Source organism: Petrimonas sp., from assembly GCF_963921705.1.
Classification (GTDB): Bacteria; Bacteroidota; Bacteroidia; order Bacteroidales; family Dysgonomonadaceae; genus Petrimonas; species Petrimonas sulfuriphila.
Genome location: NZ_OY997410.1, coordinates 301,060 through 323,803 on the forward strand (window position 1 = coordinate 301,060; position 22,744 = coordinate 323,803).

General features: G+C 46.6%; 23 protein-coding genes. 8 read left to right on the forward strand and 15 right to left on the reverse strand.

Going from position 1 to position 22,744, the window contains the following annotated elements; translation table 11 throughout:
* Positions 1-7: 7 nt before the first annotated feature.
* The 3 genes from pth to AACM02_RS01255 all read right to left on the reverse strand — a co-directional run bounded on the left by pth (position 8) and on the right by AACM02_RS01255 (position 3,198).
* Complete coding sequence (pth, locus tag AACM02_RS01245; protein ID WP_339115830.1) at positions 8-571, reverse strand: aminoacyl-tRNA hydrolase; 564 nt, start codon at positions 569-571, stop codon at positions 8-10.
* A gap of 21 nt (positions 572-592) precedes the next feature.
* Positions 593-1,171 carry a 50S ribosomal protein L25/general stress protein Ctc gene (locus AACM02_RS01250; protein ID WP_339115831.1) on the reverse strand — a complete coding sequence of 193 codons (579 nt, stop codon included), beginning with the start codon at positions 1,169-1,171 and terminating at the stop codon, positions 593-595.
* Between the two features lie 122 nt (positions 1,172-1,293).
* Positions 1,294-3,198, reverse strand: coding sequence for a beta-N-acetylhexosaminidase (locus tag AACM02_RS01255; RefSeq protein ID WP_339115832.1), 1,905 nt, complete (start codon positions 3,196-3,198; stop codon positions 1,294-1,296).
* A 161-nt stretch (positions 3,199-3,359) separates the two neighbouring features.
* Here AACM02_RS01255 and trpS point away from each other — a divergent pair, with 161 nt between their 5' ends.
* The 3 genes from trpS to AACM02_RS01270 all read left to right on the forward strand — a co-directional run bounded on the left by trpS (position 3,360) and on the right by AACM02_RS01270 (position 6,231).
* On the forward strand, positions 3,360-4,349 hold the full coding sequence (trpS, locus tag AACM02_RS01260) for a tryptophan--tRNA ligase (protein WP_339115833.1): 990 nt from the start codon (positions 3,360-3,362) through the stop codon (positions 4,347-4,349).
* Positions 4,350-4,456: 107 nt separating this feature from the next.
* Positions 4,457-5,356 (forward strand): DUF2156 domain-containing protein, encoded by a 900-nt coding sequence (locus AACM02_RS01265; protein WP_332455856.1) that lies wholly within the window; start codon positions 4,457-4,459, stop codon positions 5,354-5,356.
* A 5-nt stretch (positions 5,357-5,361) separates the two neighbouring features.
* Positions 5,362-6,231, forward strand: a complete 870-nt coding sequence (locus AACM02_RS01270) for a GNAT family N-acetyltransferase (protein WP_339115834.1) — start codon at positions 5,362-5,364, stop codon at positions 6,229-6,231.
* A 278-nt stretch (positions 6,232-6,509) separates the two neighbouring features.
* Here AACM02_RS01270 and rpsO read toward each other — a convergent pair whose 3' ends face one another.
* Positions 6,510-6,779 (reverse strand): 30S ribosomal protein S15, encoded by a 270-nt coding sequence (gene rpsO / locus AACM02_RS01275; RefSeq protein WP_214063233.1) that lies wholly within the window; start codon positions 6,777-6,779, stop codon positions 6,510-6,512.
* An 87-nt stretch (positions 6,780-6,866) separates the two neighbouring features.
* The gene (locus AACM02_RS01280) at positions 6,867-8,132 is read right to left on the reverse strand and encodes a carboxypeptidase-like regulatory domain-containing protein (protein WP_214063228.1); all 1,266 of its coding nucleotides are present in this window, start codon (positions 8,130-8,132) and stop codon (positions 6,867-6,869) included.
* Between the two features lie 244 nt (positions 8,133-8,376).
* Between AACM02_RS01280 and nadB the strand changes: the two genes are divergently transcribed.
* Genes nadB through AACM02_RS01305 form a run of 5 tightly spaced genes read left to right on the forward strand, consistent with a single transcriptional unit; the run spans position 8,377 to position 12,978 of the window.
* Positions 8,377-9,957 (forward strand): L-aspartate oxidase, encoded by a 1,581-nt coding sequence (gene nadB, locus AACM02_RS01285; protein WP_214063229.1) that lies wholly within the window; start codon positions 8,377-8,379, stop codon positions 9,955-9,957.
* Positions 9,958-9,978: 21 nt separating this feature from the next.
* Positions 9,979-10,812 (forward strand): dihydropteroate synthase, encoded by an 834-nt coding sequence (gene folP / locus AACM02_RS01290; RefSeq protein WP_339115835.1) that lies wholly within the window; start codon positions 9,979-9,981, stop codon positions 10,810-10,812.
* 6 nt (positions 10,813-10,818) lie between these two features.
* Positions 10,819-11,580 (forward strand): diadenylate cyclase CdaA, encoded by a 762-nt coding sequence (cdaA, locus tag AACM02_RS01295; protein WP_339115836.1) that lies wholly within the window; start codon positions 10,819-10,821, stop codon positions 11,578-11,580.
* Positions 11,581-11,585: 5 nt separating this feature from the next.
* Entirely contained in the window at positions 11,586-12,692 is a 1,107-nt protein-coding gene (locus AACM02_RS01300) for a DNA replication/repair protein RecF (RefSeq protein ID WP_339115837.1), read from the forward strand.
* Positions 12,685-12,978 carry a DUF721 domain-containing protein gene (locus tag AACM02_RS01305; protein WP_332455852.1) on the forward strand — a complete coding sequence of 98 codons (294 nt, stop codon included), beginning with the start codon at positions 12,685-12,687 and terminating at the stop codon, positions 12,976-12,978. Before AACM02_RS01300 ends, AACM02_RS01305 begins: the two co-directional genes overlap by 8 nt.
* Here AACM02_RS01305 and AACM02_RS01310 read toward each other — a convergent pair.
* From AACM02_RS01310 to glmL, 10 genes are all read right to left on the reverse strand, one after another.
* Positions 12,975-13,631 carry a hypothetical protein gene (locus AACM02_RS01310; RefSeq protein WP_321716228.1) on the reverse strand — a complete coding sequence of 219 codons (657 nt, stop codon included), beginning with the start codon at positions 13,629-13,631 and terminating at the stop codon, positions 12,975-12,977. The two genes, AACM02_RS01305 and AACM02_RS01310, sit on opposite strands and share 4 nt — an antisense overlap.
* Before the next feature lie 13 nt (positions 13,632-13,644).
* The gene (locus AACM02_RS01315; protein ID WP_339115838.1) at positions 13,645-14,376 is read right to left on the reverse strand and encodes a YggS family pyridoxal phosphate-dependent enzyme; all 732 of its coding nucleotides are present in this window, start codon (positions 14,374-14,376) and stop codon (positions 13,645-13,647) included.
* A 73-nt stretch (positions 14,377-14,449) separates the two neighbouring features.
* Entirely contained in the window at positions 14,450-15,010 is a 561-nt protein-coding gene (locus AACM02_RS01320) for a Fe-S-containing hydro-lyase (RefSeq protein WP_332455897.1), read from the reverse strand.
* A 20-nt stretch (positions 15,011-15,030) separates the two neighbouring features.
* Positions 15,031-15,876 carry a fumarate hydratase gene (locus AACM02_RS01325; protein WP_214062320.1) on the reverse strand — a complete coding sequence of 282 codons (846 nt, stop codon included), beginning with the start codon at positions 15,874-15,876 and terminating at the stop codon, positions 15,031-15,033.
* Position 15,877: 1 nt separating this feature from the next.
* Positions 15,878-16,837 (reverse strand): alanine-tRNA synthetase second additional domain-containing protein, encoded by a 960-nt coding sequence (locus tag AACM02_RS01330; protein ID WP_339115839.1) that lies wholly within the window; start codon positions 16,835-16,837, stop codon positions 15,878-15,880.
* On the reverse strand, positions 16,834-17,151 hold the full coding sequence (locus tag AACM02_RS01335; protein ID WP_214062322.1) for a DUF4387 domain-containing protein: 318 nt from the start codon (positions 17,149-17,151) through the stop codon (positions 16,834-16,836). The genes AACM02_RS01330 and AACM02_RS01335 overlap by 4 nt, the downstream gene beginning before the upstream one ends.
* Before the next feature lie 81 nt (positions 17,152-17,232).
* Positions 17,233-18,591: an acyclic terpene utilization AtuA family protein gene (locus tag AACM02_RS01340; RefSeq protein ID WP_339115840.1), complete on the reverse strand. Its 1,359-nt coding sequence runs from the start codon at positions 18,589-18,591 to the stop codon at positions 17,233-17,235.
* A gap of 30 nt (positions 18,592-18,621) precedes the next feature.
* The gene (locus AACM02_RS01345; protein ID WP_339115841.1) at positions 18,622-19,839 is read right to left on the reverse strand and encodes a methylaspartate ammonia-lyase; all 1,218 of its coding nucleotides are present in this window, start codon (positions 19,837-19,839) and stop codon (positions 18,622-18,624) included.
* Positions 19,840-19,866: 27 nt separating this feature from the next.
* On the reverse strand, positions 19,867-21,318 hold the full coding sequence (locus tag AACM02_RS01350) for a methylaspartate mutase subunit E (protein ID WP_332455844.1): 1,452 nt from the start codon (positions 21,316-21,318) through the stop codon (positions 19,867-19,869).
* The gene (gene glmL, locus AACM02_RS01355; RefSeq protein WP_339115842.1) at positions 21,302-22,705 is read right to left on the reverse strand and encodes a methylaspartate mutase accessory protein GlmL; all 1,404 of its coding nucleotides are present in this window, start codon (positions 22,703-22,705) and stop codon (positions 21,302-21,304) included. Before glmL ends, AACM02_RS01350 begins: the two co-directional genes overlap by 17 nt.
* Positions 22,706-22,744: the final 39 nt, after the last annotated feature.

The window sequence follows — 22,744 nt, forward strand, 5'->3', positions numbered from 1 at the left end:
ACCTCACTTACTTATTATTATACTGATTCATCGTAATATTTACGCCGGCCAGGCAAAAACTGCGTATAATTTCCGCAGCCTTCTCCAATCGTTCGGGAAGAAACTGCTTCTCTTCACCGGAAAACTCGTCCAACACATAATCCACCTGTGCTCCGCGGGGAAAATCATTTCCGATCCCAAACCTCAACCGGGCGTATTGCTGAGTACCCAGGACCTGCTCAATGTGCTTCAATCCGTTATGTCCGGCATCGCTGCCTTTCGATTTCAACCGAAGTGTGCCGAACGGCAAAGCCAGGTCATCTACCACAACGAGGAGATTCCTGTCTTCAATCCTTTCTTTTTGCAACCAATACCGGACAGCATTCCCGCTTAGGTTCATAAAGGTGGAAGGTTTCAGCAGCACGAGTGATTTATTTTTCAACCGGGTCTCGGCGACAAAACCGTATCGCTTATCCTGAAAAACAGTATTGGACGCTTTTGCAAAAGCGTCCAATACCCTAAATCCTATGTTGTGGCGGGTATTCTCGTAATCAGGTCCGATGTTCCCCAACCCCACAATCAAATACTTCATTTTAACGTTTTCTCTTTACCCTTACTGTGCTTTTGCGGCGGCACCTCGAGCAGCACGTGTCAGCTGAACGCGGCAAACAACGGCATTTTTCGGTGTCAGCAACTCCAGTCCTTCGAAGTTCAACTCACCCACTTGAATGGATTTTCCCAACTCGAGTTCTTCGACGTTGACAACCAACTCCTGGGGAAGCTTTTCAGCCAATGCTTTCACTTTCAGTTTGCGCAAGTCGAGCGACAGCTTACCTCCCGATTTAACACCAGCGGCCAACCCTTCCAGACGAACCGGGAGTTCAATCACTACCGGGACATCGGGGAATACATGTAGAAAATCAATGTGAAGAATATTGTCTTTGACAGGATGGAACTGTATCTCTTTCAAAGTAGCCATCATGGATTTTCCGTCCAGAACAAGATTGATCAAATAAACTTCGGGTGTATAGATGAGGTTGCGGACATCGCTGTTTTTCACCACAAAATTGATGTTTTTTTCGTTACTTCCGCCATAAACCACACAGGGGATAAGTCCTTCGCTGCGGTAGCTTCTCGCTGCTTTTTTTCCGAAATCTTCTCTGACTTCGCCTTTTAATTCGTACGTTTTCATTTTTTAATTTTTGTTTGTGTTACTCAAAATAAAGCCTGTTTTTGCTTCTTTATTTCCCATCACACGAGGGAGCTTTCAAAAGCGGCGCAAAGATAGTGATAATCTTTTTATTATGCAACCCATCACCGGACTCTTTTCTTCAAATCTTCTACCGGAATGCTTAACAACCGTCCCATGGGCTTGTCGCCGCGATACGTGATTATACGCATCATAACGGCATCCTTGGGAATAGGTTGCGGTTTGGTATACCTGGGATAGAAGTTATCCGGTGTTGAACTGTCGAAACTGATGTAAATGTCCAATCCTCCGATTTCAGGTGCAAGCTCCACAAAATACTGTTCGTTTTTACGCGTAACATGCACAATAGGATCGTATATGGCTGGTGAATACTTCGTCTTCGCATAATCAAAACGCACAAAATGATTTTCCGTTTTCGATACAAACTTATCCCAATCTTTTTTTTCTTTTGGAGACCAAAGCGATTCGGAAACAGCAAATCCGCGCGGCCAGGTCATGTATTCCGCCTGACGGATGTTGTAAACCTGTTCTGTCCACAGATTGGCCTGGCCTCCTAAAATATAGTTAGCATCAGCCCCTTCGGGAATCGGGTCGAATTTATAGGTTTGGTTCAACCGCAACGAAGCATAAACACGGGGCTCCGTGCTGATATCGCCCTGCATATAATCGATATACACGTAATTGGTTGGGCTCATCACTACATAATGCCCCGATTTGGACGCTTCAATTCCGTAATTAACGCCGCGCCAGCACATCAACGCAGTGGTTGGCGTAATACCGCCTTCCAGAATTTCGTCCCATCCCATCATTTTTTTGCCTTTTGATAAGATAATCCGCTCCAACCGTTTACCAAAATAGGATTGCACTCCGGCCATATCCTTAATGCTTTCGCGCTGCATAAGCTTTTTCACATCGGGGCTTTTTTCCCAAAACGTGTACGGCGCTTCATCGCCACCCGTATGAATATATTCAAAGGGGAAAAGCGAAGCCACTTCAGTCATCAGCTTGTCCAAAAACTCATACACTTTTTCGTTGGATGGGCAAAGCGTATTTTCGTATATGGCTGCCGGCCGGCCACCCGTATTCCAGTCCAGAAAAGGCGCACCCGTACGCACGGCGTGTGTTTCGCTTTCAGGAAAACAAGCCAGTTCAGGATAAGCCGCAAGAATAGCCGAACTGTGTCCGGGGACATCGATTTCAGGCATCACCTGAATATTGCGTTCTTTGGCGTATTGAACAATTTCCCTTATCTGCTCTTGCGTATAAAAGCCACCGTAATTTTTTGGGGCATCGGGATCGGGTTGAGAAAAGCCGCCAAACCACCCGATCTGTTCCTGACGCCAGGCCCCAACTTCAGTAAGTTTGGGCAGGCTTTTGATTTCGATCCGCCACCCTTCGTCGTCAGTGAGGTGCCAATGGAACAGGTTGTACTTATATTTCACCATATTATCCAGGTATTGTTTAACCTCGTCAACGGTAAAAAAATGACGGGAAACATCCAACATTAACCCGCGCCAGCCTACCCGGGGATAATCGGTAATCTCAACCTGGGGAGCCTGCCAGGAAACGCTCCTTTCGGGCTTATCACTTTCAACCTGAGGCGGCAAAAGCTGTAAAAATGTTTGAATACCGTACAGCAACCCGGCCGGCTTATTGGCATTAATGCTCACCTTACCCGAGGTAACCGACAAAGTATACCCTTCGTTGCCAATTTTAGCGTCTGTCTTCGCATTGATCGTCAAAATAATGTCCCCGTCAGACACGTCGTTGTGCACGGTCACTTTTTTATCCGGCGCAGTAGAAAGTTTTTTCGCCAGGTGTTCGCTTATAAAGTTCACCTCATCTCCTGAAGGAGCGGAAATCACTATGTTGTCGGGAAGCAGGTAATGCCCTCCTTTTTTCACCACGGAGACAGGTTCGGGAATAATGGAAATTTCCCGTTCAACTTGCTGGCCAAAAGCCAGTAATCCGAAAAAGGACAAGGAAAACAATAGAATAAATCTCTTCATCGTAAAACTATTGATTTTGTTGTTTGATTGATTTGTGATTTGCAAATTTACGAAAAAAAGGATGAGTTTCGTGATTCTGCCTCATCAAACAACCGGACACATCAAATTCTAAATCGTAAATATTTATTACCTTTGCACTTCAAATAACAGTCAATTTCAATATGGATACAGTACTCAGTGGAATCCGGTCGACAGGAAACCTGCATTTAGGAAATTACTTCGGTGCGTTACGCAACTTCATCCGGATGCAGGACGAAAACCGGTGTTTCTTTTTTATTGCCGATATTCACTCACTCACCACACACCCCGACCCGAAAGATTTACACGGGAACGTTAAAAATGTATTGGTCGATTACCTGGCCGCGGGCATTGATCCCGGTAAATCGGTCATCTATATACAAAGTGACGTGCCGGAAACGATCGAGCTGTATCTCTACCTGAACATGCACGCTTACATGGGTGAACTTGCCAAAACCACATCGTTCAAGGAGAAAGCGAGAAAACAACCCGAGAACGTGAATGCGGGATTACTTACCTATCCCACGCTGATGGCTGCCGACATCCTGATTCACAACGCCGACAAGGTGCCTGTGGGAAAAGATCAGGAACAGCACTTGGAGATGACCCGTAAGTTTGCCCGCCGGTTCAACAATTTCTACGGTGTGGAATTTTTTAAAGAGCCTGTCGCATACAACTTTGGAGAGGAACTGGTGAAAATTCCCGGGCTGGACGGAAGCGGGAAGATGGGAAAATCGGAAGGAAACGCCATTTACCTGGCAGATTCGCCCAAAGAGATCGAAAAGAAAGTAAAACGCGCCCTGACCGATTCCGGACCCACCCGGCCGAATTCCGTGAAGCCGGATTACATAGAGAACCTGTTTACCATTATGCGCGTGGTTTCGGCCCCGGAGGTAGTTCAACATTACGAAGACAAGTGGAACGGGTGTGAGATCCGTTACGGCGATCTGAAAAAACAGCTGGCCGAAGACATTATCAACGTGACTTCACCCATTCGCGAACGAATCCTGGAAATTGAAAAAGACGATGCCTATTTGCGAAAGGTCACCCGGGAAGGGGCAGAAAAGGCACGCGAAAGCGCATCAAAAACCATTGCCGCAGTCCGGGAGATTGTAGGGTTCAAAAAATTTTAAACCAACAGGCCCCTGATTTTTGACGGAATGACAGTGTCATTCCTTTTTTTGTTAAACTTTTCGCATAAAAGATTGTTCACACTCAATAACTACAATGCAACGATTTTATGCTACCGTTTAAATCCATAGAATTAAAAGACAAAGACATTATCAATTCGCACCTCTGCAAACAAAATTACAGGGCATCGGACCTCTGTTTCACCAATCTGTACAGCTGGGGGAAAAAATTCGACACCCAATATGCAACGGAGGGCGAATGGCTTTTTATCCGGTTCAGGGACAACAACAACCGGAACTCCTACCTGAAACCGGTGGGAGGCGACAATATAAAGAGAGCCATTGAAACGATCATAGACGACCATCAGCAGTTTGATACGACTTTTCAGATCAGGGGGTTGACTCAGGAGATGATCAATGAAATTGAAACGGCAATGCCCGGTGCTTTCGATTACAAGTTCAACCGCAGCGTATCGGACTATATCTACACAACAGAAAAAATGATCAACCTTACCGGGAAAAAGTTACAAAGCAAAAGGAATCATATCAACAGGTTTAAGCGCGAAAACGAGTGGAAATACAAATCGTTGACCGGGAATCCGGCACTGGTAAAGGAATGTAAAGAAATGCTCGACCAGTGGATGCAGATAAACCTGGAAGAGAAGGACCCTTCGCTGGTTTACGACGATTTTGCTACTACGCTGATGCTTGAGAATTTTGAATACCTGGAGCTGAAGGGCGGGTTAATATGTGTGAACAACGAAATCGCCGCATTCACAATCGGTGAGCCCCTTACAAAAGACACCTTTATTGTTCACGTAGAAAAGGCATTCACCACTATACACGGCGCCTACAACATCATCAACCAGCAATTTATCGAGAATGAAGCAGCGGATTTTACTTATGTTAACCGGGAAGAAGACATGGGTATTGAAAACCTGCGTAATGCCAAGCTGTCTTATCAGCCCGATATTCTCCTCGAGAAATACAACGCACGCCTTAAGAATTAATCACCATGATACACTACGCCGACAATACGACCAGACAGCAGGTTTACGACATGTGGAAAACCGTGTTCGGCGATTCCGACGAATACATGGAGATTTATTTCCGGGAGAAATACAGGAACGAAAATACACTGATCTATTTCGAGAGCGGGAAGGCAGTCTCTTCCTTGCAGATGCTCCCGTTTGATTTTTCATTTCACGGTTCAGAAATTCCAGTAGCTTATTTTTCCGGGCTATGCACGCTACCAGAAGCCAGGAAAAAAGGATTTATGGGGGCTCTTATCAAAAAATCTTTCGGTGAAATGGATGAAAAAGGAATCCCGCTTGCCATTCTGGTTCCGCAGGACAAAACAGTAATGAAGTTCTACAGGCAATTTGGATTTACCCAAACATTTGATGCAGGTGCCCCTCTTCCCGACTTACAAAAAATTATGGTTGAATCGGAAAACCTCCATAATGCTTACGAGATATTCGATTCTTTTTTTCGTCAACGCGACATGACAGTGCAAAAAACGCCGGATGATTTTCGTGCAATTGTGGAAGAAGCCGCATTGTTTGATTTTCCAGTCAAAAAAGGCCTGATGGCCATGTCGCGCATCACAGATGCAGAAAAGCTGTTGATAATTTTCGCAAAAAAATATCCCCAAATAAAAGTTTCTGTAAAAGTTTCAGACCCCATTATCGGGAAAAACAATGCTGTTTTTGTGATAAAAAACGGGAGTGTCTCCAAAAGCAGCAAAAAAGAAACAACGCATTTCTATGTAGAGATAGATGCACTGACCCAGCTACTTCTTGGTTATAAAACTTCAGAATTTTCAAATGATTACCGCCTTGTTTTTCCTGAAAAACAGCCATTGATTGGCTTTATGATGGAATAAAAAAAAGGTCACCTCGATCGAGATGACCTCTTTTGTCTTCGGTTTATCCTGTTATTGTCAATAAGGTAAAAAAGATTGTTTTAGGTTATCGATACAAAGATAAGCCTCTTTTTTCATACCTGCAAAATATATTTACATGTTTTATAACATATTTTTTAATTTGCCATCCATTTTTTCTGCTGGAATTCTGTATGATTTCTGACCGCGCGGATGTAAAACAAAAAAGAGAGTAATGCTGAATAGCGTCGACTCTCTTTTTTTCGTTTTTCCGGAAAATTTTACTTTCTCAGGCCTAATTCTTTAACGATAGCCCTGTACCTATTGATATCTTTTTCTACCAGGTAATCCAGTAAACGACGACGTTTACCCACTAAAATTTTCAATGAACGTTCCGTGTTATAATCTTTTTTGTTTGACTTCAAATGCTCAGTCAAATGCGAAATACGGTATGAAAACAATGCTATCTGCGCTTCAGGCGAGCCAGTATCAGTGTTAGACTTTCCGTGCTTGGCAAAGATTTCTTTCTTTTTTTCAGAATCTAAATACATAAAACTTGTTTGTAAAAATTTATTTAAAAAGTTTTTGGGAGGCAAAGATACAGCTAAATTTTCAGATTACAAATATTTTACAACTATTTATTCTCCACGGCGCATCAATCTCCCACTCAATCTTTTTATGGCATTATTTATCTCTATGTCGGGTTCAATCACGTTGTATTCGCCCCAGAACTCAGGATCCTGGAAGTGTTCCACCTTTTCCGCAATCACATCGGTAGAACGGATTCGTTCATCCCTCGGAAATTTATTGACACTTTCCTGATACCTGTCCGTAATGGCCATCTCGGAACCGATCGTGTAGTTTGTTGCAAAAAGCCCGAAGAACCGGTTAGTCCACCTTACCCGGAACCGGACTTCAGTGCTGCTGTAATTGAAAAACCATTTACCGTTATTTTCGATAAAATCGGCAATATAGCGGGCTTCTTCCACATCCACTTTCATCTTTGAAGGTTTACGCCGGATAAAAATATTGGAAGCATCTTTCCGGCCCTCCACATTCATGTTAAATTCTATTCTGACAATAGCCAGGGATTCAACATCCAGGTAAACCTTTCCCCGGAACAGAATATCTTTTATACCGTTCTTCGGCAGGAAATTAATCTCATAGTGCGGCTTGTTGTTGATGCTTATCATTCTTTCAATGGTGAAAATATATTCATCCCCTTTTTCACCAAAAACGATCTCGGGATTCTTCGCCACATCCAACATAAGTGCTGTACTGATTCCGCCCTGAAACTTCAACAAAACAGTATCGCGCGGCGAAATATCGGTTGCTTTCCGGCCTATGTAGATTTTTGCCTGGTCACTCTCGTACGAACGATACGAAGATTTATACACATCCAATACGGTTTCGACCAAAGAAATATAGTTTGCATTTTTCTTTATCGATTCCCGGTAAAACGCCACCATCATATTGGGATCGGTAGAATAGTTTTGCGGTATACGGCTCAACGCTTCCCTTATCAACTCACTTCCATCACCAGAAACTACTTCAAGCGGCCCCAGTTCAATGAAAGAAGGTATTAACATAATGTGGTTGTTGGGCTTGTCGATGAGCGTAACCACCGGAACCTCCAGGTTCTCATACCCCAGATACCGTATAATCAGTCTGGAGTTTTTTGCCGATGCAGGAACCCTGAGCGTAAAGTATCCATCCTGGTTGGTGACACTCGATATATTCAGGTTTCCTACAGTTACACTCGCATTGGAAAGCGGATCGCGGGTGTCACTTGCCAATACCCTACCCCGCAGCGTATACGATTGTGCCTGCAACACGTCATCCCCAAAGAGCTGAAAACTAAAGAGCAGCAACAGCAATAAGTTAATAATCCTATAATTTTTCATTGGTTTGGAAAGTTTTAAATTGTTTATCCATCGGGTTACATACGCTACACAAAGTAAACGTTTTTTACTTAAACAATCAAACTAAACCACAGAGTTTTAATGATTATTTTATAAGGTCACAATACATTGTCATTCGCAAGATTTAACTGATGCCGTAACGGAAGTTCAATTATTTAAATGATGATATAAAACAAATTCTAAACTTTAATACCTAAATTTGTGGTGAAAAAATCTGAAAAAGAGCATGACGCATAAATACGATTTTCTAATTATCGGATCGGGCATTGCGGGGATGAGTTACGCCCTGAAAGTGGCCAAACACGGCAAAGTGGCTATAATAGCTAAAACAACGCTAGAAGATGCCAACACTTACTATGCACAGGGCGGCATTGCTTCGGTAACAAATCCCTGGGACAATTTTGAAAAACACATTACAGACACGCTCGATGCGGGGGCAGGGTTGTGTGATGTCAGCGTAGTGGAACGCGTTGTACAAGAGGCCCCGGCACAAATCAATGAACTGATCAGCTGGGGTGTAAATTTTGACAAAGACGAAAAAGGAAATTTTGACCTGCACCGGGAGGGCGGACATTCCGAATTTCGGATCCTACACTACAAGGACAGCACAGGTGCAGAAATACAAACAAGTCTGATAGAAACCATCCGGAATCACCCCAATATTGATGTCTATGACAATCATTTCACCATCGAAATCCTTACCCAGCACCACCTGGGCCAGGTTGTCACCCGGCATACCCCGGGAATAGAATGTTACGGTGCCTACATTCTGGATTTACAGACCCGGGAAGTGCTGACGTTTCTTTCGCGCATAACCATGATGGCGACCGGCGGTATCGGTTGTATCTATCAAACAACAACCAATCCACTTGTCGCAACCGGCGATGGCATAGCCATGGTAGCACGCGCCAAAGGCGAAATAAAGGGGATGGAGTTCGTACAGTTTCATCCCACGGCGTTGTATCATCCCGGCGTGCGTCCGTCGTTTCTCATTACCGAAGCCATGCGGGGATACGGCGGGGTATTAAAGACAAAAGACGGTAAAGAGTTTATGCAGAAGTACGACGAACGGCTTTCTCTTGCGCCGCGCGATATCGTTGCCCGTGCCATCGATACGGAGATGAAAAACCGGGGTGACGATCATGTTTTTCTGGATGTAACGCACAAGGACGCTGAAGAGACCAAAAAACATTTCCCCACCATTTACGAGAAATGCCTTACCTACGGTATCGATATTACTAAAGAGATGATTCCGGTAGCCCCGGCTGCCCATTATTTGTGCGGTGGAATTTTCGTAAGTATTGACGGAGAAACAAGCATAAACCGCCTTTACGCCAACGGCGAATGTGCCTGTACAGGCTTGCACGGAGCCAACCGGCTGGCATCTAACTCACTCATCGAAGCAGTGGTTTTTGCCGATTCGGCTGCCAAGCACTCTGTACCCCTATTCAAAAAGTTTTCCTTTCAGGAAGATATTCCCGATTGGAATGCCGAAGGGACCACCTCCACCGAAGAGATGGTGCTGATCACACAGAGTTACAAGGAGGTGGGGCAGATCATGTCGTCCTACGTGGGGATTGTCCGTTCCGATATTCGCCTGCAGCGGGCAATGGACAGGCTGAACATTCTTTTTCGGGAAACCGAGAACCTTTTTCAGCGGTCGGTTGTCTCGCGCGAGATTTGTGAACTCCGCAATATCATCAAGGTAGGCTATATGGTCATTAAGCAAGCCATGGCACGCAAAGAAAGCCGCGGCCTGCACTATACCATTGACTATCCGGACAAGGATCCGGACTCAACGTTATAGCCGTAATACACAACACAAGGTATGATAAAATCCATTAACATAAACGGCGAATTGCTCGATTTTTCCACTCCGCTGGTGATGGGAATTTTAAATGTTACTCCCGATTCCTTTTATTCGGGCAGTCGTAAACAATCTGAAGAAGAGATTGTCGGCCGCGTCTGCCAAATTCTGGAGGAAGGTGGGAAAATTGTCGATATTGGCGGTCAATCCACAACACCGACTTCCACTTTAATACCGGCAAAGGAAGAGCTGAAACGCTTAGAGCCGACACTTCGGCTCGTTCGAAAAGAATTTCCCAATACTATCCTTTCCATCGATACGTTTTATTCCGAAGTAGCCGGGCCTGCCGTGGAAAAATACGGGGTAAACATCATCAACGATATTTCGGGCGGGCAGATCGATGATAACATGTTCGAAACAGTTGCCCGGCTCAATGTTCCTTATATCCTGATGCATATGCGTGGTACACCGCAAACCATGCAACAACACACCCGTTACGACAATTTTATTCAGGATATCCTGTACTATTTTTCCGAAAAATTATCGAAATTGAACCTGTTGGGCGTAAACGACATCATCATTGACCCGGGGTTTGGATTCAGTAAAACGACTGATCAAAACTACCAATTGATGGCTTATTTAAAATATTTCAATATCTTTGATGTACCAATTCTGGTTGGCATCTCTCGGAAATCGATGATTTACAAGCTGCTGGAGTGTACCCCACAGGAAAGCCTGAACGGTACATCGGCTTTAAATACATTTGCCTTGTTGTCGGGAGCAAACATCTTACGCGTTCACGACGTGAAAGAAGCCGTGGAATGTGTAAAGATTGTGGAAAAAATAAGCAAATAACGTTGTATGCTCGAACACTTTGGAATAAAAGATTTTATTGACATTTTACTGGTAGCAGCCCTGTTGTACTACCTGTTTAAAATGGTGAAAATATCGGGGATGCGCCCGCTTTTCATCGGGATCGTTGTCTTTATGATTATCTGGGTGCTTGTATCACAGGTATTCGATATGGTGCTGCTGGGCTCTATTCTTGACCAGTTCGTGAATATCGGCTTGATATTGCTGGTCATTCTTTTTCAGGATGAAATACGTAGGTTCCTTATGTCTCTGGGATCGAAGAAAGGGTGGAAGTTTGTATCGAAACTCTTTATCCCGGTCGACAAGCAGCAAAAAGACACATCGCACATCACTTCGATCGTACTGGCCTGCATGAACATGTCGAAAGCCAGGATTGGCGCGCTCATCGTCGTCCAAGGCGACCTACAACTCAGCTTATACGAGCAGACGGGCGAAATCATCAACGCCGATATCTCCTCCCGGCTGATTGAAAATATTTTCTTCAAGAACAGTCCCTTGCACGATGGAGCCATGATCGTTGTGGGGAAAAAAATAAAAGCTGCAGGCTGTATTCTTCCCATATCGCAGAACCCGAACATACCCAAACACATGGGGTTACGGCATCGTGCCGGATTAGGGATCACGCAGGAAACCGATGCCAAAGTGATTGTCGTTTCGGAAGAAACCGGAAAAATAACATTTGCCGAGGAAGGGCGGTTGAAAATCAACGTTAATCCCGAAGAGCTGCAACAACTGATCCTGAAGGAATAACTACAATGACATTAAAGCATTTATCCATCATAAATTTCAAAAACCTGGCTCAGGTTGAGTTGGAGTTATCGCCCAAAATAAACTGTTTTGTGGGAAATAACGGCATGGGTAAAACCAATTTGCTGGACGCCGTTTACTACCTGTCGTTCTGCCGGAGTTACACCAACCCCGTCGATAGTCAGATCATAAAACACGACGCAGATGTTTGCATGCTTCAGGGAAGGTATGAGCTGGAGGGACAGGAAGGCGAGGAAGAAATCTATTGCGGATTACGCCGGCGGCAGAAAAAACAGTTCAAGAGAAACAAAAAGGAGTACGAAAAACTCTCCGACCACATTGGATTTATTCCACTGGTGATGATTTCTCCTGCCGATATCGAGATAATCCAGGGGGGTAGCGAAGAACGACGGAAGTTTATGGACATGGCTATTTCTCAGTTCGACAAAGCGTATATGCACGCCTTGATCCGGTACAACAATGCCTTGCAACAACGCAACGCAACATTGAAAATGGACGACAACGAAATCGATTTCACCTTGCTGGAGCTTTGGGAAGACCAGATGGCGGGAGAAGGGGAGCTCATTTTTGAAAAACGACAAGCGTTTGTAAAAGAGTTTATTCCCGTTTTTGACGAGTTTTACAAACGAATAAGTTTATCCAACGAAAAGGCGACTTTCGACTACGTTTCGCAACTTCGCGAAAACAATTTCAGGGAAGCGCTGCGACAAACCCGCCGTCGCGACATCGCGGTGGGACACACCACCACCGGTATTCACCGCGATGAACTGGAGATGTTGCTCGACGGATTTCCCATAAAGAAAGTGGGTTCGCAAGGGCAAAACAAAACCTACTTCGTATCGATGAAGCTGGCACAATTTCATTACCTGCTTAAAACCGGGAAACGGACACCCATTTTGCTGCTGGACGATATCTTCGACAGGCTGGATGCCTACCGGGTGGAAGAAATTGTCAAACTGGTTTCGAGCAATGAATTTGGCCAGATTTTTATCTCCGATACCAACCGGGGGTCGTTCGATAAAATACTGGAACGGATCAACAACAGCCACCACATCTATTCGGTGAAAGACGGGGAAATAACAGTTTATGCTTAAAAAAAACGCCCAACCTATAGCAACCATCCTTTCGGAATTCTTCGATGAGAACCCGGAATTGAAGACATCGGTGGCTGAACACCGTGCCGTCTCGGCATGGAGGGAATTGCTGGGCGAAGGGGTTTCCCACTACACCAAAAACGTCTATTTCCGGCGGAACGTCCTACACGTCCAGCTTTCCTCATCGGTGTTGCGTGCCGAATTGATTATGAACAAACGAAACCTGATTGACAAGTTGAACGAGCACGCCGGAATGGAGATTGTGAAGGATATTGTTTTTCGTTAAAAAAAGGTTGAAAATCCCAGGAACCAGCCCCTCGGATAGGGAGAGTTGGTGTGTTGTGCCAGATCGTAGTTCAGCGTAATGTGGGAATGCCCTAACCTCAGGCCTCCTCCTACCAGCAATGAAGGCACAAAACCGCTGCTTTTAGTCACTTCACCCGTCATTTCGTCGGTCAGGTTCGCCCACAAACGATTTATTTCAGGCTGGACAAACAGAGCCAGAAACCTAGCCGGATAAAAATATCCGAACAGATTAGCGCCGAGCAGATTATTCTTGTATAGGTACTCTTCGTTGAATTGAAATGCCCGCACTTTATTGTAGTAGTACTTTATCCCTACCCCTGCCATGAACCGGCTGCTCAGCTGATACCCAACCTGTGGCCCGAAATTAAAAGCCGAATAATTCCGGCTGAAAGACAGTCCGATATTGGCCCCGTAACGGAGTTTGCTTTTATCGAACCGGAACCCCGGAGCCGATTCCCGATCCAAAAGTACCGGCTGTCGGGCTATGGGGCTTTGGGCGGTTTGTTGCTGACGCTGTGTCTTGTAAATATTCCGCTCGTCATCCGGTGAAACGCGGATTGTGTCGTAAGTAATCACCTGAGCCGGCATCATTACCGGAAGAATGATCAACAAAAAGAGGCATATCTTTCTCATAGAGTTTTTGGTTTTAATTCCGTTTATTTTCATTCCAATAATAGCTATCGGAATAAGTTCTGTGGCCGAAAATGGCGGTGCCCACCCTCACGATGGTCGCTCCCTCCTCAATGGCGGTTTCCAAGTCTCCGCTCATTCCCATGGACAGTTCATTCATTTTCACGTTCGGGATATTCTGACGAATGGTTTCCTGCTGTAACTGCTTCAATAGCCTGAAGCATTTTCTTACCTTTTCGGTTTCGGCGCTGAACAAACCAATGGTCATTAATCCCTTGATGTGAATATTTTCGAATAGAGAAACTTGTTTAATAAACTCAACGGTGTCTTCAGGATTGATTCCGAATTTACTTTCTTCGGCAGAAGTGTTTACCTGAATAAGGACATCTATTTCCTTTTTCTCAAAAGTTAACCGTTGGTGCAATTTTTCTGCCAAATCCAACCGGTCTAACGACTGAATGCAGGTAACATTGTGGTTGAGAATGTCCTTGATTTTGTTGGTTTGCAGGTGTCCGATAAAGTGTTTTTGATGCGGAAAACCGGCTAATTCATTGAATTTCGATTTAATCTCCTGCACTTTGTTTTCACCGATTAATGTTTGTCCGGCTTCAAAGGCTATTTTTATCTTATCCGGAATTACAGTCTTTGTTGCCAACAGCAACTTCACTTCTTTTGGATCTCTGGCGCAACTCAGGCAAGCGTTTTCAATCCGTTTAACTACAGCGGTTATATTGTTTTTGATGTCCATATATAAGTTTCGGATTTACTGTTCGGATCTCTCCGAAGAACAAATATACGCAACTTATTTTATTCCCGGTATTTTAAATTGATTGTTCGTATATCTCCCGGGCCAGTTTATACACATCGTTTCCCCGACAGTCTATCGCAACAACCACGGGAAGTTCTTTCACAGTTAAGCGGCGAACAGCCTCCGTGCCCAACTCTTCAAAAGCGATAACCTCTGCACTTTCCACGCATTTTGCCATAAGGGCGGCGGCGCCACCGATTGCAGCAAAATAAACGCCCGTGTATTGTTTCATGGCATCTACCACTTGGGCGCTGCGTGTTCCTTTACCGATCATCACCTTGAGGCCGCGGGCAATGAGGGAGGGCGAATAAGCGTCCATCCGCCCACCGGTAGTGGGGCCTACCGATCCTATGGGCTTGCCCGGTTTGGCAGGAGCCGGGCCGGCATAGTAAACGGCCTGCCCTTCAATATCAAAAGGCATCGGCTCGCCCCGGCGGATCATCTCGCACAATCGTCTATGGGCCTCATCGCGGGCTGTATAAACAGTTCCCGAAATGTAGACCATATCGCCCGTTTTCAACGAACGGATGGTTTCGTCGGAAAAGGGGGCACAAAGAATTTTTTTATCCATAATACGTTTTTGTTGGCTTCTGTTCACAAACTCCCCTCCGCATGCCGGGTGGCGTGGCAGCCGATATTTACCGAAACCGGAAGCCCGGCGATATGGGTAGCATAGGTCAGTATATTTACCCCGAGTGCGGTTGTGGTTCCTCCGAAACCGGCAGGGCCTATTCCCATCTTATTGATTTCTGAAAGCAATTCTGCTTCCAAAGCGGCAAGTGCGGAATCGGGGTTTTGTGTATCCAGCGGCCGCAGCAACGCTTTCTTGCTTAAATAAGCCGCCCGTTCCATCGTCCCGCCAATGCCCACACCCACGATAATGGGCGGGCAGGGATTCCCTCCGGCAGCCGAAACAGTCTCCAGTACAAATCGCTTCACGCCTTCAACGCCTTCGCTGGGTGTGAGCATTTTTAATGCACTTTTGTTTTCGCTGCCAAACCCTTTGGGAGAAACAGTTATATGAAAAACATCACCGGGGACGATTTCGTAATGAATAACGGCCGGTGTATTGTCCCGGGTGTTTTCTCGGTGGAGCGGGTCTTTCACGACCGATTTGCGCAGGTATCCTTTTTCGTATCCCTGCCGTACACCCTGGTTAATGGCATCTTCGATGAATCCACCCGTAACCTGCACGTTTTGCCCCATGCGTACAAAAACGACGGTCATTCCCGTGTCCTGGCACATCGGGCTGCTCTCTTCCCGGGCAACACGGGCATTTTCAATAAGCGTGCCCAGAATTTCTTTCCCGAGCGGCGATGTTTCGGTTTGCAAGCAGCTTTTAAGCTTGTTGTTTATATCTCCGGCAAGCACACAGCAAGCTTCAATGCAAAGCTGTTCAACCAGAAGGGTAATTGCAGATGCGGATATTTTTCTTGTCATGCTATTGTTCACTATTGTCACCGCCACATTTCCGGGTAAGGAAATATTGTGTATTGCGGTTGTCGAGGTTCTCGGTGTACTTGTCAATCAATCCAACCAGGCAGTGGGTATTGGTCTTTGCATCAAAGATGAAATGCCTGGCCAACGAAAAATCGGTAATCTCCGATGTATTTCTCACATGAAATCGGGAGCCGTCGCAGGGGATAACTTTATCTCCCAGTTTAATGTGGGCTTCGTCAAAATAAGATACATCGAGATGCCTGGCCAGGCGTTCTTTTACTTTCTGCTCCAGCTCGTCGAGGTTGATTTCGGGTTTCTCCTTGAATTTCAGAACAAAGCCATTGCGAACGTCGGATGAGAAATAACGATTTTCAGTAATTCCGTAGTCCTCTTCCAATGTCTGCATGGTTACGTCTTCGGCTGTATGGGCCATCTTGCGGAATTTGAGCGAAGTATGCACAATTTGGTAAATACTTTCGGGAAGCGGCCCAAAAACACTAGGGCGCGACACAATAATCTCCTCCCCAATCCCCAGGATAATATCGGCATTTCTACCCAGTGCTGGATAGAGGAGATTAAAATGTTCCACGATAACCCTGCGCCGGTGAGTCAACAGGTCTTGTACCCACGCCACGATTTCAAACATCTGGGTAAAAGCGGTTTGGAAACGCATATCGATATGAAAGGTAGTGGAATCGTGCCAATCGTCGGAAAGCGAGCGCACCTGCATTATTTTCCGGGAATGGATAACGTCATCGTCGTTCGCTAGTTCCAAGCCGGGAAACATTCCCTTGATCAGCGATGATTTTCCAGAGCCGGCATCACCCACGATGCCTATCAGCCGATCGTTGTAGGAAAGGTGCCGTTGAGCAATCTGTTCGCCCAGAAACATCAACCGTTCTTTTCCGCGCGGCGCAAAATATTGCGACGACACCATGTATTCCTGAATCAGTGCCCTCATAATTCGAATGTCATCCTCATCAACGGCGCATGCTGTTGCGCTCCGTACACATCGGTCTCACCCAATGCCCCGGAGGGGATGGGGCGCACAACCGTAATTTTCACCGCCTTGGCCGGATCGAAGTGTACCAGGCTGATGATTTGCGATTCGGGAATGTGGTAAAGAAGAGCAAACATTTGCGCGGTAAACACTTTTGCCGATTTAACTTGCTGATACATGTCCATCTCCTTGAAAATAATGTCGAACGTGAGTTCGTAAGGCCCTGAATTTTTGCTCCGGATAACGGAAGCTACGTCGGTTAGGTTGTATTTCATTTCGTTTGAAGTTTAATTGAGATCGAATGAGATTGACTGAGATTGATAGTTGGCTGACCGTTTTCAATCTTAATCAATCTATTAGAAGTGAATATATTCTATCGGGAAAAGTTTTTTGGGGTCTTCCACTTTCATCAAATGGTACACATTGAACTCGTACACCTCACCCATCTTGCAATCGGACGGAGAAAACGGAAATGCCAGGTTTCCGGCAGTGGCTATCCGGCCTTCGTAACCAAAGTGCAGCATAGTACTGCGTGCGAACCCGCAAATGGTATCGGCTTGCTCTTGTGTGGGTGCGACAGCTTCGATGATGATCAGGAGCTCGTCGCCGGTACGTTGTGTCGCGTCGGGGAACATGCCCATGACCCCGTTTCGCCCGTAAATCTTGAAATCGAGGAAGAAGTCGGTAATTCCGTACGTTTCAAAGTTGTTTTGCACACGTTCTTTTACGCTTTGGGTAATGCTGTCGATTTTCGTAATCATGATCGGGTCCTTCACTCCGGCGCACGAAATGGTTCTGTATCCCACACGCTTAACCCCTTCCAGTTTCACAAAATACTCCTCGGTCGGCACAAAACGGCTTCCGCTTACGCGTACTTTATTGTCGTCTATCTGCTCGAATTTTGATTCGTGCAAATTGATGGCTCCCCCCGGCCCGGGTAGAATATAGGGATTGGTTTTTTCGTACAGCGTGTGTGCAGCTACCGAGAGCGTGGTGCATTTACGCAGGGGCGAGAGCGGTTCGAGAACAAAATTGTCTTCGTGCAAATAGCCGAACATACAATCACTCCCGCTACCGGGCAGGGCGGCAATGGCGGCGCACTCCAAGATTTTACCCAGATGAATGGCCAATCCTTTGTTGAAACCGTTTTTAATGGCGAGCGCCGAAAAAACCGACGGGTCGTAGCTCCGTCCGGCAAGTATAACATTGGCTCCGTTCTCCAAGGCTTCAATGAACGGTTCTTCGCCCATCTGGGCGACGATATGCACCGATTCGTCCACATCGGCTTCGGTTATTTCGGGAGCCGGATAAAGCGGCGAAATGTCCCCTTTGCGCAGGTTCTCTTTTACCAATTCCTTATCGAACTCCGATTGTATAATAGCCAGTTTAAACGACAGCCTTTTCTCTCGGGCGATCTCCTTCACGATATCCACCGCAAACTCCACGTGCGGACGCGCACCCGAACCGCCGGCCGTACCTACGATAACCGGAATTCCGGCTTCCAGTGCGGCAGGTATCATAATCTCAAGGTCGCGTTTCACCGAATTCCGGTCGGTAAACGATTTCCCTGCACCCAGGTAATAGGGACCCGGGTCGGTTGACCCGGCATCTACCGCAATAACGTGCGGTTTGCGTTTCATTCCTTCCTCAAACGATTCCATCGGAAATCCGTATCCGAGGATGGCTGTGGGCGAAAGTATTCTCAGTTCTTTCATTTTTTCAGCTTTTAGTAATTTTTGGGTGAATTAAGGGTTAAGTGCCAGTATCCGGCTCATTTCGTTGTAAACGATCATATACCCTTCATCCACGCCCATACCGGGTTTGGCAAGGTATTGAACGGGGGAAGTAGCCATGGCAATGTGTGCTCCAATTTCGGCGGAACGGTTGGTCTCGTTGCAGGTTCCGCCCAGGTAGGCGCCCATATGGTGTTGCTTGCAGTACAGCACAGCCTCTATGCTGTTGTTGATTCCTCCCAGATCGGGTGTTTTGATTTGCGCCATGTGTCCAGCCTTGTTTTCGGAGAAGTCGATGACATCCTGGAGCGTATTACACCACTCGTCGGCAACAATTTCTGCCGTAATTTCCATTTTTTCCATCGTTTGGCGGATAATGCGGAGCGCGTCGATCTGAGCCGCTTTCTCTCCCATATCCACCGGGCCTTCGACGCGCAGGTGAAACGGTTTTGCTATCTCTGCCAGCTCGCCCACATAACGGGCAATGGCTTCGAAATTGTTATCGAAGACAATACCCAATGTTCCGTAAACGTCTATGTGGATAACCGGATTATAGCTGTCGAAAGGCTTCAGCTTCAGGATTCGCTCCCGGAGCCACTGGATATACGCTTTGATTTTTTCTCCCTTCAGTCCCACTTTGGTCTCTACATGGTTGAAAAGCGCATGAGGCAAGACGTCGGCAGCTTTCATAATCATTTTATCGGCATTGAGGTAACGGTCGTCTCCCGACTGTGAAAAAACAGGAATAAGGGTTTTCGATATTTCCGTTCCGTATTCATCGGCAATCACCTGCGCCATTAGTTTCCCCTTGCTTTTTGCTACGGCATCCAAACAGGCCTGTGTAACCCCATAGCGGATAGCTGTATGGTAATTGACTTTATCCACGCGATCTGCCATTTCACGGAAAGTAGTGATCTCTTTGCCTACATAAAGCGGTGCAATTTCTTTTTCGATAATGGGAATGAAGTTTCCGGCCAGAAAAAGCGGATCACGGCCACCGGCTCCCGAATACTGGACAGCAGCACAGTCGCCGTGGGCGAAAGCTCCGTTTTCGAGGATAAAAATAACCGAGACGGACTCTCCGGCCTGACGCACCGCGGTGAACCCTTGCGTTACGGGCGCACCTTCATAAAATGCCCCGTCGTTTTTTGCTCCCTGCTTGATGGCTTTCTGGTCATCGAAGAAGAAACCTGTTTTCCCGGGAGCGCAGATAAGTTTTGTAATTTTCATATTCTGTTAGATTGATAGACATTCATTTTATTTCGGCCTTCCAACGAGAAACCCCTTGCCGATGGCATATACGTCGTCGATAACCATCTGGAAGCTGACGGCCCGTTTTTCGTACCGTGCGCGTTCTTCGAGTTTCTGACGGTGAAAATCGATCAGATCCTGCGTAAACGGCATATTACCGGTTTCGAGAAAACGAACCGCTCCCACGTTATCGCGGGCGGGCATCACTTTTCCGGCATTGTACCGGCTTGGAGCAAACGGGACATCCAGCACTCCGGCTTCGAATGCGGCCACCGTACCCACAGCAAAGTCGCCTTTCCCCAGTTCCTCCACTTTTTCCAGGATGCAACGCATCTCCTTCATGATGATATCGCTTTCGGCTACAACTGCGGGAATAGAGCGAAAGTCCTGGTCTTTCAGCATCGACACCAACTGTTTGGTAGCGCGTAATCCGGCAGCATTGGCTTCCTTGGTGGGCACGCCCATGGCTTCGTGCGGTGTCTTCACGATCACTTTGGTCGCTTTGGCCAACACTGCAGCGGCAGCACCCCACGAAATTACCCCGAAAGCCTTGGCTTCATCCTGCGGGAACCCGCCCATCCATTGATGGAAAACGGTGGTGACGCGCACATCATTGAATCCGAATTTATCGAGGTACTCGCGTGTGAGGATATTCAGCGAACGGATGGCAGCAACGTCCTGAATAAGGTTTCCACACTGCCCGTAACCTACCGTAATGTCTTTCACCCCCTGAGTAGCAGCAAGTAACGACTCGATGATGGCCACCGAGTTGGAGATACAAGGAGATATCAATGTTCCCGTAAGGGGCCCGAACGGCTCGCGGTTGATAGACACACCGGCTTCCTCGTAAAGCCCGACCAGCCTGTCGGTATATTGCCAGTGCGCAATGGTTTTTTCAAGCGAATGATTCTTTGAATAGGGTATGTTGTAGGAAATTCCGCCGCCTTCGTATGAGGTGAATCCGCCGGCAATACTGATTTCCGTGAGCAACCGGGCATCGGGAGTGCCGTGGCGGACCTGAACCGGATTTTGGAGTGATGAGGTTACCTTGCGACATATATCAACTCCGTAGTTCACGATAGGGAAGCCGTTCAACATGGAACGCCCGGTTTCTTTGCTTTTCTCAATTCCCGTTTCAGCTTCGTTGTAACGGTTTAAGCGTGTGTAGCTATCCACGGTGGTGGGCAGCAGGTCAGCTTCGCCTTCAGACTCAAGAAACCGGAGCAGTTCAATATGTTCCTCATAAAGCGCCACTCCCGCACGCGGCTGGATAAGGGTTACGTTTTGTTCGGCAGCTTGGGCCAGCTTTAAGCCAAAACGTTTCTCCCGGGGGATAGACCGTTGATAGGCCACGGCTTCGTCGAAATCGACACCTTTTCCGGTGTGCCAGTGTCCGAGAACTTCTTTACGTTCGGCAAAAAAAGCATCAGTTGAAAGTTTTTTATTGGAAATTTCCATAATGAGTCAGATTTATTGTTTCTTTTTTCATCAATTCTAACGCCAGATCGGGATAAGCTGAGCCAAGCAATCCCATAGACGCAAAAATATATTTTTTATCGATTAAATAACCGGGCTGTTCGGGTTTGGCAAACACGTGATCGTCCGGTTGCCGCTTAGCGCCTTCCAGAATAGCGTGAGGCCGACGGGCATTGATAACAACCCCTCCGATACCGATAACAAACGGTATTGCGGCAAGGTCTTTTCCTGTAAGGGTATACACCTGTCCGAAAGGAGTGTACACTGGCTGATAGGTACCAGCGTGCCTTTCCACGGCTATTTTCACGGCATTACGCGCTATCAGCTCCTCGATCTTTTGTTCCCGGGACTCAGCTTCCGCCAACAAACCGGGATGCTGCGTGCAGGTGCTTACCCAGCCAATCACCTCCGACCTGTCGATGCTTAACTCCTTCGAAAAAGCATCCAAGTCCAGTTCGTCCACCAACGACGGAAGGCTGTAGCGCATCCCCAGATCGCCCTCAACGGTACGTTTGCTAATGGGTTCCGGAAGTCCTTTCACGGTAACGTTTTCGAGGGTGGGCCTGCCATCGGAGATGGAGTAAACGTCCGTGGTCGCCCCTCCTATATCCACAGCTAGCAAATCCCCTAATCCTGGCATGTTTTTAGTCCCTTTGCTCAGCAGTTCACAAGCATTTAACACCGCTAACGGCGTGGGGATTATATCGGTTTTGCACATTTCCTGAATGCGGCTAAGCCCTTTGGCTTCAATGATGCGGCTGATAAACAATTCTTTTATTTTTCTCCGCGCAGGTTCAATGTTTAACCGGTTGAACTCAGGCATAACATTTTCGGTTATCACAAACGGTTTACCCGATGCCCTGAAAATCTCTTCCAGCTCAAACGATGCGCATTTGTTACCAGCTACAACCACGGTGAACGGACACCCGACCTGACACAACCGGCGCGCATTGGCAAGAATAACTTCCTTATTTCCGCCATCGGTTCCGCCGCAGAGTAACACCAGGTCGGGACGGATATCAAAAATTTCTGCCTGTTCCGCCTGCGATATTTCAAAAGCATATGTTTTGACCACTTTGGCTCCCGCACTGGCTGCGGCAAGTTTTGCCGCCTTAGCGGTAAGTTCGGGAACCAGCCCCAGCGAAACCATTTTCAACCCTCCGGCAGCACTGCTGCAACAAAGCAGTTCGTCGTAGCGGAACGCTCCGGCCTGTCGCTTCAATTTATTATAAGCAGCCGTAAAACCCTCCTCCACATTGGTATCGATGGTGGTAAAGGCTGAGGAGGTTGCAACAATCTCCTTCTTGGCGGTATCAATCGCTGTCAGTTTGGTATAGGTGCTGCCGATATCTGCAGTGAGAATGTTCATGGTGATGCTGCGCGTTATTCAATAGTAATGGGTAGCTGC